The 18,288-nt window shown below is 72.0% G+C and carries 16 protein-coding genes; 7 read left to right on the forward strand and 9 right to left on the reverse strand.

The window, feature by feature from the left end; translation table 11 throughout:
- Positions 1 to 74: 74 nt before the first annotated feature.
- Both BM290_RS25705 and BM290_RS25710 read left to right on the forward strand, forming a co-directional pair.
- Positions 75 to 638 carry a cupin domain-containing protein gene (locus BM290_RS25705; RefSeq protein WP_093618340.1) on the forward strand — a complete coding sequence of 188 codons (564 nt, stop codon included), beginning with the start codon at positions 75 to 77 and terminating at the stop codon, positions 636 to 638.
- A 4-nt stretch (positions 639 to 642) separates the two neighbouring features.
- Complete coding sequence (locus tag BM290_RS25710) at positions 643 to 1,236, forward strand: carboxymuconolactone decarboxylase family protein (protein ID WP_143133948.1); 594 nt, start codon at positions 643 to 645, stop codon at positions 1,234 to 1,236.
- 36 nt (positions 1,237 to 1,272) lie between these two features.
- On the opposite strand, the gene BM290_RS25715 is transcribed toward BM290_RS25710, so the two are convergent.
- The 3 genes from BM290_RS25715 to BM290_RS25725 are packed head-to-tail and all read right to left on the reverse strand — an operon-like array spanning position 1,273 to position 5,889.
- The gene (locus tag BM290_RS25715) at positions 1,273 to 2,511 is read right to left on the reverse strand and encodes an MFS transporter (RefSeq protein ID WP_093618344.1); all 1,239 of its coding nucleotides are present in this window, start codon (positions 2,509 to 2,511) and stop codon (positions 1,273 to 1,275) included.
- A 13-nt stretch (positions 2,512 to 2,524) separates the two neighbouring features.
- Complete coding sequence (locus BM290_RS25720) at positions 2,525 to 3,319, reverse strand: alpha/beta fold hydrolase (protein ID WP_093618346.1); 795 nt, start codon at positions 3,317 to 3,319, stop codon at positions 2,525 to 2,527.
- Positions 3,316 to 5,889 (reverse strand): FAD-dependent oxidoreductase, encoded by a 2,574-nt coding sequence (locus BM290_RS25725; RefSeq protein WP_177319900.1) that lies wholly within the window; start codon positions 5,887 to 5,889, stop codon positions 3,316 to 3,318. The genes BM290_RS25720 and BM290_RS25725 overlap by 4 nt, the downstream gene beginning before the upstream one ends.
- A 123-nt stretch (positions 5,890 to 6,012) precedes the next feature.
- Here BM290_RS25725 and BM290_RS25730 point away from each other — a divergent pair, with 123 nt between their 5' ends.
- Both BM290_RS25730 and BM290_RS25735 read left to right on the forward strand, forming a co-directional pair.
- Entirely contained in the window at positions 6,013 to 6,252 is a 240-nt protein-coding gene (locus BM290_RS25730) for a 2TM domain-containing protein (protein WP_239143632.1), read from the forward strand.
- A 294-nt stretch (positions 6,253 to 6,546) separates the two neighbouring features.
- Positions 6,547 to 7,026: a lactonase family protein gene (locus tag BM290_RS25735; protein ID WP_093618350.1), complete on the forward strand. Its 480-nt coding sequence runs from the start codon at positions 6,547 to 6,549 to the stop codon at positions 7,024 to 7,026.
- A gap of 85 nt (positions 7,027 to 7,111) precedes the next feature.
- On the opposite strand, the gene BM290_RS25740 is transcribed toward BM290_RS25735, so the two are convergent.
- Positions 7,112 to 9,019: an alpha-L-fucosidase gene (locus BM290_RS25740; protein WP_093618352.1), complete on the reverse strand. Its 1,908-nt coding sequence runs from the start codon at positions 9,017 to 9,019 to the stop codon at positions 7,112 to 7,114.
- A 250-nt stretch (positions 9,020 to 9,269) separates the two neighbouring features.
- Complete coding sequence (locus tag BM290_RS25745) at positions 9,270 to 11,543, reverse strand: ABC transporter permease (protein ID WP_143133949.1); 2,274 nt, start codon at positions 11,541 to 11,543, stop codon at positions 9,270 to 9,272.
- 403 nt (positions 11,544 to 11,946) lie between these two features.
- On the opposite strand from BM290_RS25745, the gene BM290_RS25750 reads away from it, so the two are divergent.
- Both BM290_RS25750 and BM290_RS25755 read left to right on the forward strand, forming a co-directional pair.
- Positions 11,947 to 12,591 (forward strand): hypothetical protein, encoded by a 645-nt coding sequence (locus BM290_RS25750; protein ID WP_143133950.1) that lies wholly within the window; start codon positions 11,947 to 11,949, stop codon positions 12,589 to 12,591.
- Positions 12,592 to 12,751: 160 nt separating this feature from the next.
- Complete coding sequence (locus BM290_RS25755; protein ID WP_093618358.1) at positions 12,752 to 13,099, forward strand: hypothetical protein; 348 nt, start codon at positions 12,752 to 12,754, stop codon at positions 13,097 to 13,099.
- Between the two features lie 94 nt (positions 13,100 to 13,193).
- Here the strand turns inward: BM290_RS25755 and BM290_RS25760 are convergent, their stop codons facing one another.
- The 4 genes from BM290_RS25760 to BM290_RS25775 form a co-directional block, all read right to left on the reverse strand.
- Complete coding sequence (locus BM290_RS25760) at positions 13,194 to 14,408, reverse strand: WD40 repeat domain-containing protein (protein ID WP_093618360.1); 1,215 nt, start codon at positions 14,406 to 14,408, stop codon at positions 13,194 to 13,196.
- A complete protein-coding gene (locus BM290_RS25765; protein WP_143133951.1) occupies positions 14,405 to 14,791 on the reverse strand; it encodes a hypothetical protein in 387 nt (128 codons plus the stop codon). The genes BM290_RS25760 and BM290_RS25765 overlap by 4 nt, the downstream gene beginning before the upstream one ends.
- A 180-nt stretch (positions 14,792 to 14,971) precedes the next feature.
- Positions 14,972 to 15,172, reverse strand: a complete 201-nt coding sequence (locus tag BM290_RS25770; protein ID WP_093618364.1) for a hypothetical protein — start codon at positions 15,170 to 15,172, stop codon at positions 14,972 to 14,974.
- A gap of 398 nt (positions 15,173 to 15,570) precedes the next feature.
- Positions 15,571 to 16,029, reverse strand: a complete 459-nt coding sequence (locus BM290_RS25775) for a hypothetical protein (RefSeq protein ID WP_093618366.1) — start codon at positions 16,027 to 16,029, stop codon at positions 15,571 to 15,573.
- 168 nt (positions 16,030 to 16,197) lie between these two features.
- Here BM290_RS25775 and BM290_RS25780 point away from each other — a divergent pair, with 168 nt between their 5' ends.
- The gene (locus tag BM290_RS25780) at positions 16,198 to 18,285 is read left to right on the forward strand and encodes an ATP-binding protein (RefSeq protein ID WP_143133952.1); all 2,088 of its coding nucleotides are present in this window, start codon (positions 16,198 to 16,200) and stop codon (positions 18,283 to 18,285) included.
- The last annotated feature ends 3 nt before the right edge of the window (positions 18,286 to 18,288 follow it).

Raw genomic sequence — 18,288 nt, forward strand, 5'->3', positions numbered from 1 at the left:
ACCGTTCAGTTCGCATCAAGTGCGCGGCGCGAGGCTTCGGTTTCCGCATCGTCTTCTGAGACAAGGACTCCGCTATGAACTCGACGCACCCGGTCCGGAGAGTGGTGACCGGCCATGACGCCGCCGCACAAGGCGTGATCCTCCAGGACGGATCGCCGACCCGGGTGATCCCGGTCGGCGGCCCCGGCGGCCCGACCTTCTACGAGGTGTGGAGCACCCGCGAGACGCCCGCGGTGATCGACCGGCAGTCCGGTGAACCGGCCGAGGAGGGCCTGGTGCTCGCGCCTCCGGCCAACGGCACCCGTATCCGCGTGATGGACTTTCCGCCGGAGGACGACCGGATTCGCAACCTGACCAGCGCGGGGGCCGCCGAGAAGTTCGCCGAGATGGGCGGTGCCGACGCCGCCGTCTCCACGGCGAGCGCGCCGCATCCGCTGATGCATCGCACCCAGACCGTCGACTACGCGATCGTCATCGACGGGGAGATCACCCTGGTCCTCGACGGCGGGGAGACCACTCTGCGGGCCGGGGACATCGTGGTTCAGCGCGGTACGGGCCACGCCTGGGCCAACCGGTCGTCGGCGAACTGCCGGGTCGCGTTCATCCTGATCGACGGCCAGTACACCGACGGGCTGTGAACCGGTGGAGCCTCCTTCGCGCATCTCCCCCATTCCACCCGGCGACCTGAGCCCCGAACTGCGTGAGGTGCACGACGGCATCGCCGGCCTCGTCGCGCACGAGCAGGAGCGCATCGTCATCCTGGACGACGACGGCGCTCTGATCGGGCCGTTCGCGCCGATGCTCACCTTCCCCACCTTCGGGGTGCCGGCGCTGATGCTGCAGCGGGCGGTCGCGGCCGAGGCCCGCCTCGACCCCGCCGTCCGCGAGGTGGCGATCCTCACCGTGGGCGCCGCCTACGGTGCCCGCTATCTGTTGTACGCCCACGAGCAGACCGCTGATCAGGTCGGACTGCACGCGGCCCAGGTCGCGACGCTGGCGTCCGGAGGCCGTCCGCCGGACCTGACCGACGATCAGGCCGTCGCCCACGACGTCGCCCGGGCGTTGACCGCCGGCCGCATCCTGCCGGGTTCCACCTACGACCGGGCCGTCCGGTCGCTGGGCCGGGAGGGCGTCGGCGAGCTGGTGTTCCTCATCGGCAGCTACTGCCTGACCGCGGTCGTGCTGAACTGTTTCGACGTGCCGGTCCCGGTGGGTCACCGGGGACCGTCGACGTAACACGTCGCTCGGCCGGAAGGGTGCCGGCGTCAGCGGTCACGCGCCGACGACGGCACCCTTCCGGGCCCGGCTGTCACGGCGGACGATCGTCACGACGTACAGCAACAGACCACCCGCGGTGAGCACGAACCCCGCCCAGACCGTGGACAGGGTGCCCCAGCCGGCGGCGAGGGTCAGCGCGCCACCGATCGCGCCGAGCGAGTTGGCGAGATTGAGGGCGGCCAGGTTGACCGCCCCCATCAGGGTCGGCGCGTCCGGGGCGAAGCCGGTCAGCCGGACCTGCACCGTGGGGATCGCGACCATCATGCTCGCGCCGACACCGAACAGGCAGGGCAGCAGCACGATCAGGTTGTCGCCGGCGATGCCGATCGGCACGAGCAGGACCAGTGTCGCGGCGTACCCACCGATCAGGCCGCCGCTGGCGAAACGATCGGCGACGCGTCCGCCGAGCTGGTTCCCGGCCGCCATGCCGACACCGAAGACGGCGAGCGCGACCGGGACGAGCCCGGCGTCACGACCGGCGGCGTCGGTGATGAAGGGCCCGATGAACGTGTAGACGGCGAAGATGCTCGAGATGCCGAGCGCGGCCACCGCGAACATCACCCAGACGCCGGTACGGCGCAGGCCGCGCAGTTCACCGACGATCGAGCCGCCGTGCAGGTCACCGGTGCGCGGTAGCCAGGTGATCAGAGCGAATCCGGCGAGCACACCGAGGGCGACAACCGTCCAGTACATGGCGCGCCAGCCCGCGCTCTGACCGACCGCGGTGCCCAGCGGGGAGCCGACGACGGTGGCGACGGTGAGGCCGCCCATCACGGTGGCGAACGCCTTGCCACCCCGGCCCGGACCGTACACGTAGGCGGCGACGACCGCCCCGGCACCGAAGAACGCGCCCTGGACGCTTCCGGCGGCGAACCGGGCGACGACCAGCGATGCCAGATTCGACGCGAGCGCGGACAGGGCGTTACCGGCGAGCAACAGCCCGATCAGGCCGAGCAGCAGGGTGCGCCGGTTGGCCCGGGCGGCGAGCAGGGTGATCGCCGGGGAGCCGATGACGACACCGACGGCGTAGGCGGTGATCGCGTACGTGGCGGTGGGCACGGGAACCCCGAGGTCGGCGGCGAACAGCTGGATGATGCCGTTGCTGCCGAACTCACCGGTGCCGATGGCGAAGGTGCCCAGCGCCAGAGCGAACAGGGTCAGTCCCGGCGCTCTGACTGCTCGGTGCCGGTTCTCCTCGGCTGCACATTGAGCTTCGTAGGCACGCTGATGCATCGTCGGGCCGGCTTCAGCAGGCGGCGAGCTTGATGAGGTCGGTGACCGCGGCCGGCTGGGAGATCATCGCGACGTGTGAGGCGCCGATCTCCCGGATCCGCGCGCCGGCCCGCCCTGCCATGAAACGCTGTGCGGCGACCGGTAGCACCTGGTCGTCGCGGGCCGCGAGGTACCAGGAGGGGATGCCGGCCCAGGCCGGGGCGGCGGACGGCTCGCCGAGGGCGCGCAGATCAGCCGGTCGCTGGCCGGCCCACAGCAGCCGGGCGGCGGTGGCGGGCACGTCGCCGGCGAAGACGCCCGGGAACGCGCCGCGCTTGATGTAGGCGTCGACGAGTCCCTCGCCGTAGGGGCGGAAGTCGAGGGCCGCTTCGGTCAGCCGGGTTCCGGGGTACCGGTTCTGCAGGTCGATCAGGCTCTCCCCGCGGTCCGGCGCGAAGGCGGCCACGTAGACCAGCGCTCGTACGTCCGGGTTGCCGCCGGCCGCGTTCGTGATCACCATCCCGCCGTAGGAGTGCCCGACGAGCACGACCGGGCCGTCGATGGTGGCGAGCAGGCTGGCCAGGTAGGCGGCGTCGGCGGACACGCCGCGCAGCGGATTCGCCGGTGCGATCACCGGATACCCGGCGCGCAGGAGCCGGTCGGCGACACCGTTCCAGCCGCCCGCGTCGGCGAACGCCCCGTGCACCAGCACCACGGTCGGCGTGGCCCGGGCCGGAGCGGTTCCGGCCTGCGCGGCCGGGGCGCCGAGCACGGCGCCGGCGGTGATCGCGGCGGAACCGGCGAGAAGAGAACGGCGGGTGGTGGTCATCGGATTTCCTCCATGGTCGAGGTGGATTCGGCGGTGATGGTGATGTCGCCGGTCGGCAGGGTCTGGCAGGCCAGCAGCCAGCCGTCGGCCAGTTCGGCGGTCGAGAACATGCCCCGGCTGTCGGTCTCGAAGGTGCCGCCGAGGACCCGCACCCGGCAGGTCCCGCAGGAGCCCTCACCGCAGGACTGAGGCAGCCGGACACCGGCGGCATTGGCCGCGTCGAGCACCGATTGCCCCGGCCGGCACGTCACGGCCGGTCCGCCACCGGCAAGGGCGATGGTGTACGCCGTGACGCCGCTCGCCGCCGCGGCGAGAGCCACCGCGTGGGCCCGTTCCCGCCGGGTCCGGCTGCTGCTACCGGACACGAACGCCTCGGTGTGGATGGCCTGCCTCGGCACCCGGAGCGAGGTCAGGACCCCGATCAGGTCCTGCATCATCGGCGCGGGCCCGCACAGATGGACACGGGTGTCGCCGTCGACAAGGGGAGCCAGGTCGGCCTCGCCGACGCGGCCGTACCAGTCGGTGACGACCACCTTCACCACCAGGCCCGGCAACCGCCGGCGCAGTGCTGTCAGCTCCCGGCTGAACAGGACCTCGTGCTCGTCCCGGAAGCTGGCCAGCAACACGATCCGGCCGCGGTGGCCGGCGTCGGCGGCCGCGGTCAGCACGCTCAGCAGCGGAGTGATCCCGACGCCGCCGCTGATCAGCAGCAGGGTCTCGGTCTCCACGCCGCCGGTCCAGGTGAATTCGCCGTACGGGCCACTCACCCGCAGTGCCTGACCGGTCGTCACCTCCTGGTGGAGAAAGGCCGAACCCAGCCCCTCCGGCTCGCGCCGGACCGCGATCTCCAGGAAGGCGGTCTGCTGCGGGCCGGTGCAGATCGAGTACGACCGCTCGATCGGCTCCACGGCGACCGGCAGCTCGACCTTCACGTACTGCCCGGCGGTGAAGGTGAACGGCAGGGGCCCGGAGCCGAGCGGTTCGAGACGCAACCGCCGTACGGTCGGGGTGAGTGATTCGATCGCGGCCACCCGGAGGTAACCCTGCCACGGCGTGCCGGGATCCGGCGGCGGCGGCCCCTTCCGGACGGCGCGCCACAGAGCGCCCACCTGCCGCGGTCTCAGCACCGCGTTGGCCGCCATCAGACCGCCCGCCAACGCCCCCACCACGCCGGAACCCCAGGCGTCCTGCCCCGCCACGAACAGACCCTTGATCGGGGTACGGCAGCCGGCCACCGGCGAGCGCAGCCGCTGCGGGGTCGCCGCGAGGCCGTAGAAGGACCCCCGGACGCTGTTCTGGTAGTTCTCGAACGACAGCGGGGTCGCGAGTTCGGTGAAGGCGATCATCTTGCGCAGGCCGGGCCACTGCCGGTCCAGGCGGGTGATCAGCCGTTCCGCCAGCAGCTGTTTGAATTCGCGGTAGCTCTCCGGCCGGTCGTCGGCCACGCTGCCGCGCCACTGCTCGACCACCGCCGGGTCGACCAGTTCGAGCGCCTCCATGGTGTGGCGGTGGGCCGCCGGATTGTTGAGCGACGGGAGCGAGACGTACAGGGTGCCCTCGCCGTCGAGATCCGGCATGAGCCAGTGGTTCTCGCCGCGCAGCCCGAAGTCCGCGGGTGACCCTTTCAGCCCGATGAACAGCATCACGGCCGACATCTCCGCCGGCAGGTCGGTCAGCCGTCGGTCCTGCCCGCTGAGCGCGTACGTGTTGCGGACGCCGGCCGCCGAGACGACGGTGCCGGTCCGGACCCGGTATCGGCGCCCGGTGGCTGTGTCCTCGACGTCCACACCGGTCACCCGGCCCCGGTCGGTGAGGATCTCGAGGACCCGTTGCCGGGGGCGCAGTTGCACGCCGTACCGCTGGAGGATCTCGGTGATGATCCGGCCCAGCTCGGCCGGGCCGCCGACCGGATGGGCGGTGCCGTCCATGAAGAACGTCAGCGGAACCGCGGCGTGATAGCCGAACGCGCTCGATCGCGGCGCCGTTCCGTAAAGACCCCATCGGGCGGCGAAGATCGCTCGGAGCCGGGGGTCACGGAAGCTGCGTGCGACCTGGTCCGACACGGATCGGTACGTCTTCGGGAACAGCGCCCGGACCATCGGGGCGCCGACGTTGCGCACACCGGCCGGAAACGAGGCGAGGACATTGCGCGCTGCCAGCCCGATCATCGCCCGGCGGATGGTCCGGAAGAATGCGTCGATCGCGGCGGCCTCGTCCGGGAACGATTCGACCAGGCGCTCGCGGAATCGATCCCGGGTGGCCGGCACGGCGAAATCGAATTCGGGGAAGTGCAGCACGTCGTAGTCGTCGGGCAGGGGCGACAGTTGCGCCCGGCCGTCGGTCATGAACTCCAGGAACGGTCCCGCGTTCGCGCTCATGTAGTGCAGGCCGGTTCCGAAACGGTATTGCCCGGCCCGGGAGAACTCGTGGGTCATCCCGCCGATCGTGTAGTGCTGTTCGAGCACCAGGACGCGCCGCTCGCCGAACTGCGCGACAGCCCGGGCCGCCGCCAGCCCGCCCATTCCCGAGCCGATGACGACGACGTCGGCTTCCTCGTTGTTGTCATTCATGTTCGCTCCCTTTTGGCCAAGGGTGGCGAGACCGACTTGACAACGACTGAATGAAATCGTCCAGGCTTCGTTCAGTGCCGCGCCATAACGTCCGCCGGTGACGACGCCGAAAATGGCTCGAATGTGGCCCTCAACCGGAAGGCGGCAACCGACATGCACAAGGACGCGAACGCGGTGCGCTGGGGCGTACGCATCCACCTGATCTGCTACCTCGCCGCCAACCTGATCCAGGTGCTGGTGTGGTGGCTGTTCACACCGGACCTGCATTTCTGGCCGATCTGGTCGATCGTCGGCTGGGGCGCGGGCCTGGCCATCCACATCTGGGCGGCCCGCACGACGACCCGGCGGCTGCTCGACACCTGAGCCGGCCGCCGCGAGGATTACCGACTTCTTACGCCTCCACGGCGGCGTGATCCCCGTGCTGTGCGACCGACGTATCCGGGGCCACGAAACGTCGCCGAACCGGAGGTACGACAGTGCGCAGGAGAACAGGCATCGCCATCGCCGCCGCCTCGCTCATGGCGGCCGGAGCCGTCTCCACAGGAATCGCGTCGGCACACCAGAACCCGGACCCGGGGCATCGCCAACCGGCCGCGCCGCCTCGCGGCTCCGACAGCGCGGGCATGGTGCTCGTCCAGTCGAACCGGCTACCTGCTCATGACCGAAGCCGCCAAGTCCGGGGTCACCTCGTACGAGCTGCGCAAGGACGGCCGGCTACGCGTCATCACCCGCTCGGTCGAGTCCGGCCAGCAGGTCCTGTGCTGGATCGTCCGTGCCGGGAGGTTCTTCTACGGCACCAACCCCGGAAGCTCCACCATCAGCCTCTACACCGTCGACGGGAAGGGCCGGGTGAGTATCGGCGGCAAGGACGGCGTCATCGCCACAGCCGGCGGCGACGCGGCCGCCGAGCAGGTCGCCACTGCCGACCCGAACGCCGGCCGGGCCCCCGGCGCCGGGCCGATCGACATGGCCGCCGCCGCCGACGGCCGGCTGCTCTACGTCCAGAACACCCTCGCCGGCACCGTCGAGGGCTTCCGCGTCGGCCACGACGGCGCCCTCACCCTGGTGAGCACGTTGCGCGAGGGGCTGCCCGTCTTCTCCGGCGGCGCGGGCATGGAAGGCATCATCGCGTGGTGAGGCCGCAACGATCAGGCGCGTAGCCGGGTGGCGGCCGCTCGCCGCCCGGCGCAGCCCCGGCCCCCGGCAGACTCGGTGGCTCCCATCAGGCGGGGCTCTGCTCGATGAGCTGCCACTGCTGCTGGCCGGCCGCGTTGTAGGTCCACTGGTCGATGTCCGCGCCGTCGGCGGTGCCGGCGCCGGCGACGTTGAGCGCCAGCCCACTGAGCCGGTTGACCAGCACGTGGTGGCCGTCTCCGATCGGGGTGACGGCCCAGTGCTGCTGGGGCAGGTCCTCGTCGGGTCCCAGGACCACGTTGCCGCCGTTGCTTCGAGACAGGCCCGCGACCTGCATCAGCGTGCCGGTCGCGACGTTGCGGATCCGGCAGTAGCCGTCGACGGCGGCGAGGAGCTGCCACCTCTCACTCGCGGCACCGGTCGTCGGGCCCTGGACTACGTCCGTGCCGACACCGACGGCGGCCTTGCCGCTGTGCCGGGCGACGAGCCGGTAGGTGCCGCCGGTCGGCGCGGGCGGGGAGACCGGCCGGGGCGCGGCACGGCGGGCGCCGATGTGCAGGCCGCTCACGTTGGCGTAGCCGCCGGTTCCGGAGTGCACCTCCAGGCGTACGAAACCGGCGTTCCGAGCGGGCCACTCGGCGATCTTGGTGGTCCGGTCCGGGGCCCAGGTCCCCGAGGCCGCCTCGGTGAACACGACGCCGTCCACACTGGTGGCGATGGTGTACGAGGTGATGTCGCCGTCGGTGAGGTAGTGCCGGTCCCACTGTTTCGGCAAGTATTCCAGGGTCGAGACGCCGTTCCAGACGCCGCCCAGGTCGACGGTGAGAGTGTGCGGCAGCGGCAGGCTCCAGGTCGACCAGCAGGTCTCGTAGTCCTTGTCGCTGAAGCCGTCGATCGCGCGCAGCGGTCCCTCACCGGTGTGGAAGCCGGTGGCGTAGGCGTTGACCGGGGTGATCTGGTGTTCGCAGCGCAGCGGCTGGGCCGGCAGAGCGGGCCGGGTCGCGGGTTTCCACGCCGCGCCCACCTCGGCGAGCCGGTTGACGATGTTGGTGTCCAGGCGGCCGTCGCGGTTGGGCGGGCAGTTGAGGACCAGCGAGGTCCACTTGGGTTCGAGGTCGGCCAGGTGGTGCAGGATGGCGTCGCGGCCCATCGGCTCGGTGGACGGGGTGTCGGGGTGCCAGAACCAGCCGTTGCTGATGGTCTGCCCCTGGATGCCGGCGTACCTGTTGCCGTCCGGGGCGGTGATGCCCAGCGGCTCCTCGAAGTAGATGGCGTCGCCGAGCCACGGCTGGGAGAGGCCGCCGTGGTCGATCATCACGATGCCCGGCTGCAGCGATCGGACCAGCTCCTGCACCCGCTGGTACGGCACCTGCTGCTGGCCGGTCTGCCAGGCGTACCCGTCGGTGATGAACATGTCGATCGGGCCGTAGCCGGTCAGCAGCTCGCGGATCTGGTCGAGCACGTAGGTGACGTCGGCGGGCGTGACCGTCTCGGTGGCCGGAACCCCGTGCCGGCCGTACGCCTGCACGCCGTGGCTACGGTCCCAGATCGAGAAGTACAGGCCGACCTTCAGGCCGCGAGCCCGGAAGGCCCGCACGTACCGGGCGACGATGTCCTGCCGGTAGCCGCTGGCGGCCACGTTGTACGAGTTGGTCTTCGTGGGCCACAGGCAGAACCCGTCATGGTGTTTGGTGGTGAGGACGCCGTAGCTCATCCGCGCCGCCACGGCCGCCGCCGCCCACTGCTCGCAGTCGACCTGCGGTGGGGCGAAGGTGAGCGGGTTCTGGTTCGGCGCCGCCCACTCCTCGCCGGTGAACGTACCCATGTTGAAGTGGTTGAACATGCCGAACCGCAGGTCCGCCAGCCGCGCGAGATTCGCCGGCGACGGGCTCGCGTGCGCCGCTGCGGCGTCGGCGCTCACGCCGACGGCTCCGGCGACGGTCGCCATCGCGGCCGTCGACATCAGGGTACGGCGGGACACTCCGGAACCGGACATGAGACTCCTCGAAGCACGCGATGGCAGCAGCCGCACGACGATGTCGATACCGGCGTGTTAGCGATTTGTTAACGCTAACCGGCACATGTTCGCACAGCGGATCACAGAAATCGATGGATTCGAAAAGGGCCGGATGGCGGGGTCGTGCATCCACGACCGAGGCGGGTGGCGCCGGTTCACATCCGAGCTGCCGGTCCCCGGGTGGGGACGACCCGGAACCGCCACCGTCGCCAGGGTGTGGGCGGGTGGCTCACTCGTACCGCAGGTCCTCGGTCGATGTGATCCGGCGGGCCGCCGGGAGCAGCACCGCGACCGTGGTTGCCAGGACGAGGGTGAAGCCCAGGGCGACCGGGGTGAGGACGGCGGGGACGTCGAAGCGGATCGGCACCTGCGACATGCGCATGAGGGCCGCACCGAGCCCGATGCCGATGCCGGTGGCCAGAGCCAGACCCGCCAGCAGGGGCACGATCGCCTGCAGCAGCACCGACCAGACCACCGTGGAGCGGCGGGCGCCGACCGCGGTGAGCACGCCGAGCAGCCGCCGCCGCTCGTGCAGGCGGGCCGCCACGTCGAGCAGCAGGCCCAGGCCCATCATCAGCAGGATCACCGTCGACCCGACGTTGAGCGCGGTCCGCAGGCCGGCGAACTTGTCATACTCCGGGGCGAAGGCGGTGAAGTGGGCGATCGGATCGATCTCGGCGGCGACGCCCCGGATCTGCCGGGAGACGGCGACCGGCGCGTCCGGGCCGGTGAAGACGCGGGTCTCGATCAGCCACCGGCCGGTGCCGGTCAGGACCGCGGGGGCCGCTGCGGAGGTCATCAGGACGCTGCGCGAGACGTTCTGCGCGTCGGAGCCGACCAGTACGGCGGGGCGGGCCGACCGGGGGATCGGGATCCGCCGGCCGGGCACCGGATCGATGTCACCCTCCTGCAGGGTGACCGATCGGCCGACGTCACCGAAGACGAAGACGTCGCCGTCGGCGCACCGGTCGAGGGTGGCGAGCCGGCTCAATGCCGCGCAGTCGCCGACGACGAGGTAGCCGATTCCCCACTCGGTGTCCTTACTCGTCACCGGGCGCCTGGCGATGGTGCCGGCGTGGACGCCCGCCACCGTTTCGAACATCGCGCTGCGAGTACGCATGGCAGCCGGATCGAGGGCGCCGTCGGCCTGGAGCATGTAGGCGGGGTCGGCCGGGGCGTCGGGCCGTGCCCGGTTGACGGTGGCCGCGGCGAGGAAGGTGTGCAGGGCGATCGCTCCGGTGACCGCGACGGCGATGCCGGTGACGGCGCGGGTCGAGGCCGCCGGGTTGCGCCGCAGTTGCTGCGACGCGAGCTGCCAGGACGCCGGGCCGCCCGGCAGCAGCCGCGACACCAGCGGCACCAGGTAAGGCAGCAGCGGAACCAGGGCGACGACGAGCAGCACGACCCCGAGCCCGGTCTGCTCCTCGCCGGCCGCACCGGCGTCGCCGGCGAGCGGGTAGAGCAGGGCCAGGCTCGCCGCGAGCGGGATGAGACGCCACCACAGCCGGCCTTGCCAGGTCGTCGAGCTGCGGAACACCCCGAGCGGCTCGACCGTCGCGCCGCGGAATCCGGCCAGGGTCATCGCGGCCGCCAGCCCCACCACGAGCAGGACCGCCGACGCCGCCAGGGCCGGAACCGGGCGGATGTCGCCGGGAAAGGCGCTGAAGCCGAACAGGGGCAGGTCGGCGGCCCACATCCGGGCGAGCAGGTAGAGCGTCAGGCCGGCGACCGATCCGAGGACGGCCGGGGCCAGGCTCTCCCCCACGGCGATCCGCAGCACCGCCCGGCGGTCCGCGCCGACCAGCCGGATCGCGGCCAGACGCCGGTCCCGGGTGTCGGTGCCGAAGCGGAACGCGGCGCCGATGAAGATGGCGATCGGCAGCAGCAGGGTGGCGACCAGCGCGGCCACGGTCACGTAGGTGCCCGCGTCGTCCGGCTGGTCCGCGGCGGGGCGGCCGAAGGTGTCCACCCGTTGGGCACCGTTGCCCAGCAATTGCCCGACCTCCCGATAGCCGGCGTAGTAAGTCAGCTCGGCGGGGCCGGAGAGCCCTGCCGGCTCGATGGTGCCGACCACCTCGTACGGCATCTGGCGTCGCAGGACATCGCCGTCCGGGCCGGCCAGGGCGGCGTGCAGAGCGGGCGACACGTACATCTGACGGTCCGCCGGGAACGCCCGGACGCCCGGCGGCAGTGGGGCCGCCGGCGACTCGGGCCAGATCAGCCGGCCCCGGATGGCGTCGCCGCCCCACTGGCCCTCCGCGCCCGCGACGATCAGGGTGTCTCCGGCGGGCACCTCCGGCGCGCCCGGCGCGAAGTCGGTGCGGGCCGCCTCCCGTGCCTCCCGGGCCTGGATCATGACCGGCACCGACGCCGCGAGCAGGAGCACCGCGAAGCCGATCGCCACCCCGGCGGCCGCCATCGCCGTCCGGACCCAGGCGCGCCGGCCACCGGCGAACGACAGCCGCAGGCCGAGCAGGATCTCGGCCGGGATCCGCCTCACCACGGCCGGGCCGTGCGGAGGCTCTCGACCCCGGCCGGTAACGCCGTTGCGATCATCATGCCGGCGCACTATACACCCACGTTGATAGTGTCGGGATTCCCGACCAACCGGGATGAAGCTGGTGATCTTCGACCGATCGGCCGCCTGCCGTGCCCGGGCCTGGCCGATCGCGATCCGCCGGTCCGGTACGACAGCTCGGCGCCGGTACTCCCCGCGACCGCGCCGCATCGGGCGATGGGTTCCGCAGATCCATGCGCTGCTCCACGAGCGTGCGGCTCGTCACGCCTCGGGGGTGTGTTCGGTCGCGGCCGTCTGATCCGACACCAGGACGGGAGCGACATCGGCCACTGGTGTCGGCACGTCTCAGGTCTCGCGTGTCGTTGCGGGCCGGGGTTGAATGGCCGCCATGCCGAAGATGAAGATCAGCGCCGCCGACCTCGAGACGTTCACCGCACCCGCCGCCCGCGCCGGGGTTCCGGTCGCCGATTGGCTCGCCGCCGCCGGCCGGCAGCAGGCCCTCATCGACACGGTCACATCAGCTCAGCCCGGGTCCCGGATCCTGTTCGTTCCCGTCGACGCGCCGACCTCCGCGGCACTGGACAGGGAGACCGAGCGGACCGGGGCCCGGGACTGGGTGTATGCGGCCCGGCTGGTGCGTGACGTCGTCTGCGCACCCACGCTGGATCCCGACCAGTTGTGGGCGGACGTGGTCACCGACCTGTCCATGGTGATCGCGTCGGCGCAGCAGCGCGCCTACATCGAACGGTCCCGGATCGAGACGATCGTCGGGGACACGGTGCTGCTGGCCGTCCCGGACTCCTACACCCGCGACATCGTCGAGTCCCGCCTGCGGCCCTCGCTGGCGGAGTCCCTGTCCCGCCTGCTGGGCCGGCGTGTGCAGGTGGCGGTCCGCATCGACACGCTGGAGCAGCATCCGGTCCGGCAGCCGGCGCCCGCGGTGAGGAGTTCGAGCAGCCGGGACGAGGCGCTGCGCGAGGCGCTGGAGATCATTCGGGGGCTGCAGGGCCGCTTCGTATCCACGCCGGCCTGACCCTCGCTGCCGCCGACCGGCTGCTCCCTCGGCTCCGACTGACAGCGATGATGTCCGGCGCCACCGGGTCAGCAGCCGGGAGATCGATTCTGATAACGTCCGGCGGCGCTACGGGGACTCCGCGGGGGCGGGGCGGCGCACGACACCTGTGAGGCACCTCGTGGGACTGCTCATCAAACTCCTGATCCTGCCGTTTCGCCGCCCGGTCCTGGCGATCGTCATCGGCCTGGTGATCCTCGGGGGTGTCTTCGCCTACGACTGGGACGGCGCTCCGACATGCGGCGGCGCCACGATGGAGCAGGGGGACGTCTGCCGTGAGGTCGGCGACTCGACCGGCTCCTCCGACCGGACGTTCGAGCAGGCCAAGTCGAACCAGGCGGCCGCACCGTACATCTGGGGGTCCCTGGGCGGAGCCCTCGTGGTCCTCGGCGGCGTGAGCCGGCCCATCCGCCGCCGTCGCGAGGCCGCCCGCCAGGCGGCGGCCGCCTCGGCGCCGGCCGCTGCCTGACCAGGGTTCCAGGTCGTGCGGTTGTCCGCCTACGAGCCGTGGATGACCCGCACGTTCGTGACGACTGCACCGGCCTGCGCGACAGCTGATCCGTTCAGAGGGCCCAGGTCCAGACGGTGCCGTCGTAGTGGCCGGACACGACGGTGGGGCGGCCGGCGAGGTTGCTGATCGCGAGGGCCTCGGCGGCGTGCTCCGGACCGGTGAGGCCGGGGCCGTACGGCACACCCGCTGCGAGATCCCAGAGGCGGACACCGCTGTCGTCGCAGCCGGAGACGGCGACCGCCCGTCCGGCCACCTCGCCGATCGCGATGGTCCTGATGGCCTTCGGCAGCTCCATCAGCGTCTCCCCCGCCGAATCCGCGGCCGTGAGATCCCATCGGCGCATCGCCCCGTCCTCACTGCCGGAGACAGCGATCGGCGTGCCGTTCACGACGCCGACGGCAACGGCCCACACCGTCGTGGTGTGCTCGCCGAGCACGCGCACCAGACGTTCACCGGTCACGTCCCAGAGCCTGACCACGCCGTTCCTGCTGCCGGTGACCGCGATCACGCGTCCGCCGGCGGTGCCCGTCGCGATGCAGGTGACCGGCGCGCCGAGCGTGGTCCCCAGGACCTGACCGACGCGGCGAGGGTTGGCCGGATCCCAGACCCGGACCGTCCCCTCATGGCACGCGGACACCGCGACGACCTTGCCCGCGACAGTGCCGAACGCGACCCCGTTGATACCGCCGCCGATCGGTGCGGCCGGGGTCGCGCTCCGCGGTGGATCCGACGTCAGATCCCAGACCCGAAGAGTGCCGTCGACGCTCGTGGACACGGCCGTGTCGCCGTGCAGCGCGAGGCCGTACACCTCCTGGTGGTGACCGGTGAGCAGGCCGCTGCGAGCCTTGCCCACGACCGGGTTCCACAGTTGGATCGTGCCCTTCGCGTGCCCGACCACGGCCAGAGGCTCGCCCCGGAGCATGCCGAGAGCGACGGACCAGATCGTGTCGTCCCCCGCGCTGACCTGCCGGCCGGCCGACTGGTAGGAGTGCGTCCCGGCGCGGTCCCGCGAGGTTCCGTACCACCAGGCGGCGGCCGCGGCCGACACGCCGAGTCCCATCCCCGCGGCCGCTCTGATCAGCTGCCGCCGCGACAGCGGCCGATGCGGCCGGGGCGGGCCTTCCCGCGACGGATAGTGGTGGTGCACGTGGACGGAGTTGACGCCGCCGTTGATGACGCCGGTGTTGGCGATGCCGCCCTGCTCGGCCCGGCCGTTGCCGGATCCGGACACGGCCGATCCCGGTGGCGGCGTCTCGTCGACGGTCACGCCCGCGGCATTCGGGAGATGCCCGTGTTGGCCACCGATCCCGGCCCCCTCGCGGTGGCGCTCCCGGACCGGTTCACCTCAGCGGTACGGCCGTCGCCGCCCGCCTCGATCCCGGTGTTGGCCCGCCCGCCCTCACCGGCGTACGCCGCACCGCTGCCAGCCACCCGGTCCGTGGTCGCCGGTCGTGCCGGACCGGGCGACCGCGACGCCGGCCACGCCGCGGCGACGGCTCCGGCGGCGAGCGCCGTGCTGACGAAGAACCCGACGACCGTCACCCACCGGTCGGCGTTCTCCAGGCCCTGACCAGACAGGAACACCGCCCAGCCGCCGAGGGCCACCAGGGACAGGACCGCCGCGGCGATCACCAACTGTGTACGGGACACCGACGCATCATGGCCGCCAGCCACGATCACGGCATCGGCGCGCCCGGCCCCGTCCGCAGCGGCCCTCGACCGGGTTTCACCTGCGGTTCGGCCCCGTACCGGACACGGTCGGCGGACGGGCGTGCGGCGCGGGCCGTACCTCGATCGGCGACCCGGATTCCCCCTCCCGATACCGAGGGCTCACGTCTGTCGTACGGCGACCGGGTGGCGTGCCTCGTCGAGGACGGCGTCGATCCGATCCGCCTCGGCGGTCAGGCGCAGGCGGGTGATCTCGGGGAGCAGCCCCAGGGTGTGCAGCGCGCGGGCCATGCGGTAATGCAGGTCGGCCAGCCGCCGGCAGGCGTCGAGGATGCCGGCCAGGTCGTCGTCAGCGGTGGGCATGGTGGTCGTCCTGTCCTCCGGCGGCTCGGCCGGTGCGCAGTCCCGGCGACAATTGCGCTGGTGAAGGGAGCAATCCTGCCGCTCAGATTACCGTGAAACCCGCGACGGTTCGCCGAGTCGGAGGATGGCGAAACCATGGCGGACATTGCCGGTCGCGTCCGGTTCTCACCAGCGACAACGGGGCCGGTGCGTCAAGATCCGGCCGGCCGTGACAACCGGTCGGGCCGTCGGGTCCCTGGCCGGGCTCGGCACCGCCGGCGAGCCCGCGCGTGGCCGGCTGCCCGGACCGACGAGATCGATCCGGCGATCACCGCAGCGCCGGGCTGCCCTTCGGGGACAGCCCGGCGAGCTGGGCCGAGCGGTGGTCTGGCGGCGGCTCCCGGGTCACCGGATCGGGATCACGTCCACCAGTCGGTGCAGACGAGGCCGGCGTCCTGAGTGGTCATGCAGGCGCGGAACGTGAGGGTGTTGCCGTTCGGGCGGCGTAGCGCCGCGCCGCTGGTATTGGGCCGGTGGTCGGTGGAGACGGTGAAGGGTCCGCACTGCGCCCAGCCGTTGCCGCCCGTGTACGACCAGTCGAGCCAGACCTGATCGCCCTGCCGGGTCTGGCCCTGGATCCGGGCGAACACGCGCTCCACGCCCGGCTGGAACTGCTTGATCTTCAGCCTGATCGCGACGCCCGGCCACACCACCACCTCCCTCAGCGTGGTGTTGGCGTCCTGATCGAACGGGATGCCGATGAACTCGTCACCGCATCGATGGGCGGCTTCGGCCGGCGTGGCGCCGGCCAGTGTCCCGCCGGCCGTCACCAGGACCGCCGTGGCCACGCTCGCGACGATCTTCTTTCGTAGATTCATGAGCTTCCCCGTCGTACCTCGAAGGTTGTCGGGTCTTGTCTAGTGGCGTGTGGATTGTCTGGCCAGGGCTCGGCGGTGCCTGGACAACAACCCTGGACAAGGCAGCGACAATCGACGATGGATGTCGCAGCAAGACGGGGGTGGGCGATGCCGAGGCCGGAGCGGCCCTTGGACAATCTCGACGACCCGGCCGCCCAGCTGGCGGCCGGGTTGCGCAGACTGCGGGAGAAGGCGGGCAATCCGTCGTACCGGTCGCTGGCCGTGCTGACGAACTTCTCGGCGGCGACGCTCGCCGCGGCGGCGTCCGGGCGGAAGCTGCCGACGCTGCCGGTGACGTGCGCGTATGTCCGGGCGTGCGGGGGTGACGTCGCCGAGTGGGAGGGCCGCTGGCGGGAGCTGGCGGGGTCACGTCCGCCGGAGCCGGGTGTGCCTGTCGAGGGCGTTTCGCCGTACGTCGGACTGGCCCCCTTTCAAACGGATGACGCCGACCACTTCTTCGGACGGGGTCTGCTCGTCGACGATCTGGTGCGGCGGGTGTCGCAGCGCCGGCTGGTCGTGGTGTTCGGGCCGTCGGGTGTCGGCAAGTCGTCGCTGGTGCGGGCCGGGTTGATGGCGTCGATGCCGGAGCCGGCCGTGCTGATCGTCCCGGGCGAGCATCCGCTGACCGACCTGGCGTTGCAGCTGGCGGTCCTGGCCCGGATCCCGGCCGGTGCGCTGCTCGACGACCTGGCCGGCGATCCGTCCCATGCCGAGCTGGTGGCGCGGCAGGCGATGCTCGCCGAGAGCGGCGAGCTGCTGCTGGTCGTCGACCAGTTCGAGAACGTGTTCTCGGCCTCCGTGCCGGACGCCGAGCGGGCGGCGTTCATCGGCGCGCTGGTGTCCCTGTGCCGGGAGGGCAGCGGGACACGCGTGGTCCTCGCGGTGCGCGCCGATCACTATTCGCGGTTCGTGGAGTTCCCGGACCTGCTGGCGGCGATGCAGGACGGGCAGTTGCTGGTCGGCGCGATGAGCCCCGCCGAGCTGCGCGAGGCCGTCGTGCGGCCCGCCGACCGGGTCGGGTTACGGGTCGAGGGCGCGCTGGTCTCCGCGATCGTCGCCGAGGTGGCGGGCCGGCCGGGTGCGCTTCCGCTCGCCTCGCACGCGCTGCTGGAGGCGTGGCGACGGCGTCGCGGCACCACCGTCACGCTGGGCGGTTACCAGGCGGCGGGTGGGGTGGACGGCGCGGTCGCGGCGACCGCCGAGGGCATCTACCGCGATCTCGACGACGAGCAGCGGCTGGCGCTTCGCAGGCTGCTGCTCCGGATGATCGATCTGGACGATCTCGCGGGGGTACGGGGCAGACGGGTCCCGCGGTCGCAGATCAACGCGGCCGATCTGGTCGACCGGCTGGTCGACGCGCGGCTGCTCACCACCGACCACGGCAGTGTGGAGCTGGCGCACGAGTCGCTGATCCGGGCGTGGCCGCGGCTGCGGCGGTGGGTCGACGAGGACCGTGCCACGCTGCGCGCACACCGGCACCTGGCGGACTCCGCTGTCGTCTGGGAGGAGCTCGGGTACGACCAGGACACTCTCTACCGGGGCAGCCGGCTGGCGCTGACCCGGCGGTGGACCGCGTCGCCGTCGTGGCGGTCGGCGCTGAGTCCGCTGGAGCGCCGGTTCGTCGACGAGAGCGTCCGCCACGAGGCGGCCGAGACGCGGCGCCGGGACCGCCGCCGGTCGGTGCGGCGCTGGGCGTCGACGGTTCTGGCCGGTCTGCTGCCGCTGGCGACCGTCGCGGGCGCGGCGTCGATGGTGGACCCGCTGGTGTGCGAGCGGGAGGCCGTGGGGCTGGCCGACGTGCGTACCGGTCTGCTGGTGGCGGCGGAGGACGGTTATCAGGGCCTGGACGCGGGCTTGTTGCGGGCCAGGACACGCCCGGACACCTACGGCACGTGGGAGCAGTTCCAGCGGTGCCGTCTCCCCCGGTTGCCGGACAACTTCCTGCTGAGAGGGTTCGCCGCGCACCGGCGTTTCGTGTCGGCGCGCCCGCGTCAGGCGGAGGACACGGTGCTGCGGCTGTCGCAGGCGTCCAAGGGGCCGTACGAGTGGTTGCGGGCCGTCCCGGTCGCCGACGGCCAGGTGGCGCTCTACTCGATCGGCCGCAGCCGCTACCTGTCGATCCGCCGCGAGGGCCCGTCCCGGTACACCGGCATGCTGCAGGCCTCCGCCACCTCGACCGGCGACGCCGGCCGTTTCCGTTTCACCGCCCTGCCGTGAGGG

It is taken from the genome of Actinoplanes philippinensis, from assembly GCF_900113015.1.
Lineage (GTDB): Bacteria > Actinomycetota > Actinomycetes > Mycobacteriales > Micromonosporaceae > Actinoplanes > Actinoplanes philippinensis.

Bases quoted from the DNA above. Each gene is read 5' to 3' on its own strand.
- BM290_RS25720 (WP_093618346.1), bottom strand. From the start codon at position 3,319: ATGACCACCACCCGCCGTTCTCTTCTCGCCGGTTCCGCCGCGATCACC.
- BM290_RS25775 (WP_093618366.1), bottom strand. From the start codon at position 16,029: ATGAATCTACGAAAGAAGATCGTCGCGAGCGTGGCCACGGCGGTCCTG.
- BM290_RS25740 (WP_093618352.1), bottom strand. From the start codon at position 9,019: ATGTCCGGTTCCGGAGTGTCCCGCCGTACCCTGATGTCGACGGCCGCG.
- BM290_RS25705 (WP_093618340.1), top strand. From the start codon at position 75: ATGAACTCGACGCACCCGGTCCGGAGAGTGGTGACCGGCCATGACGCC.
- BM290_RS25750 (WP_143133950.1), top strand. From the start codon at position 11,947: ATGCCGAAGATGAAGATCAGCGCCGCCGACCTCGAGACGTTCACCGCA.
- BM290_RS25770 (WP_093618364.1), bottom strand. From the start codon at position 15,172: ATGCCCACCGCTGACGACGACCTGGCCGGCATCCTCGACGCCTGCCGG.
- BM290_RS25715 (WP_093618344.1), bottom strand. From the start codon at position 2,511: ATGCATCAGCGTGCCTACGAAGCTCAATGTGCAGCCGAGGAGAACCGG.
- BM290_RS25735 (WP_093618350.1), top strand. From the start codon at position 6,547: ATGACCGAAGCCGCCAAGTCCGGGGTCACCTCGTACGAGCTGCGCAAG.
- BM290_RS25725 (WP_177319900.1), bottom strand. From the start codon at position 5,889: ATGAATGACAACAACGAGGAAGCCGACGTCGTCGTCATCGGCTCGGGA.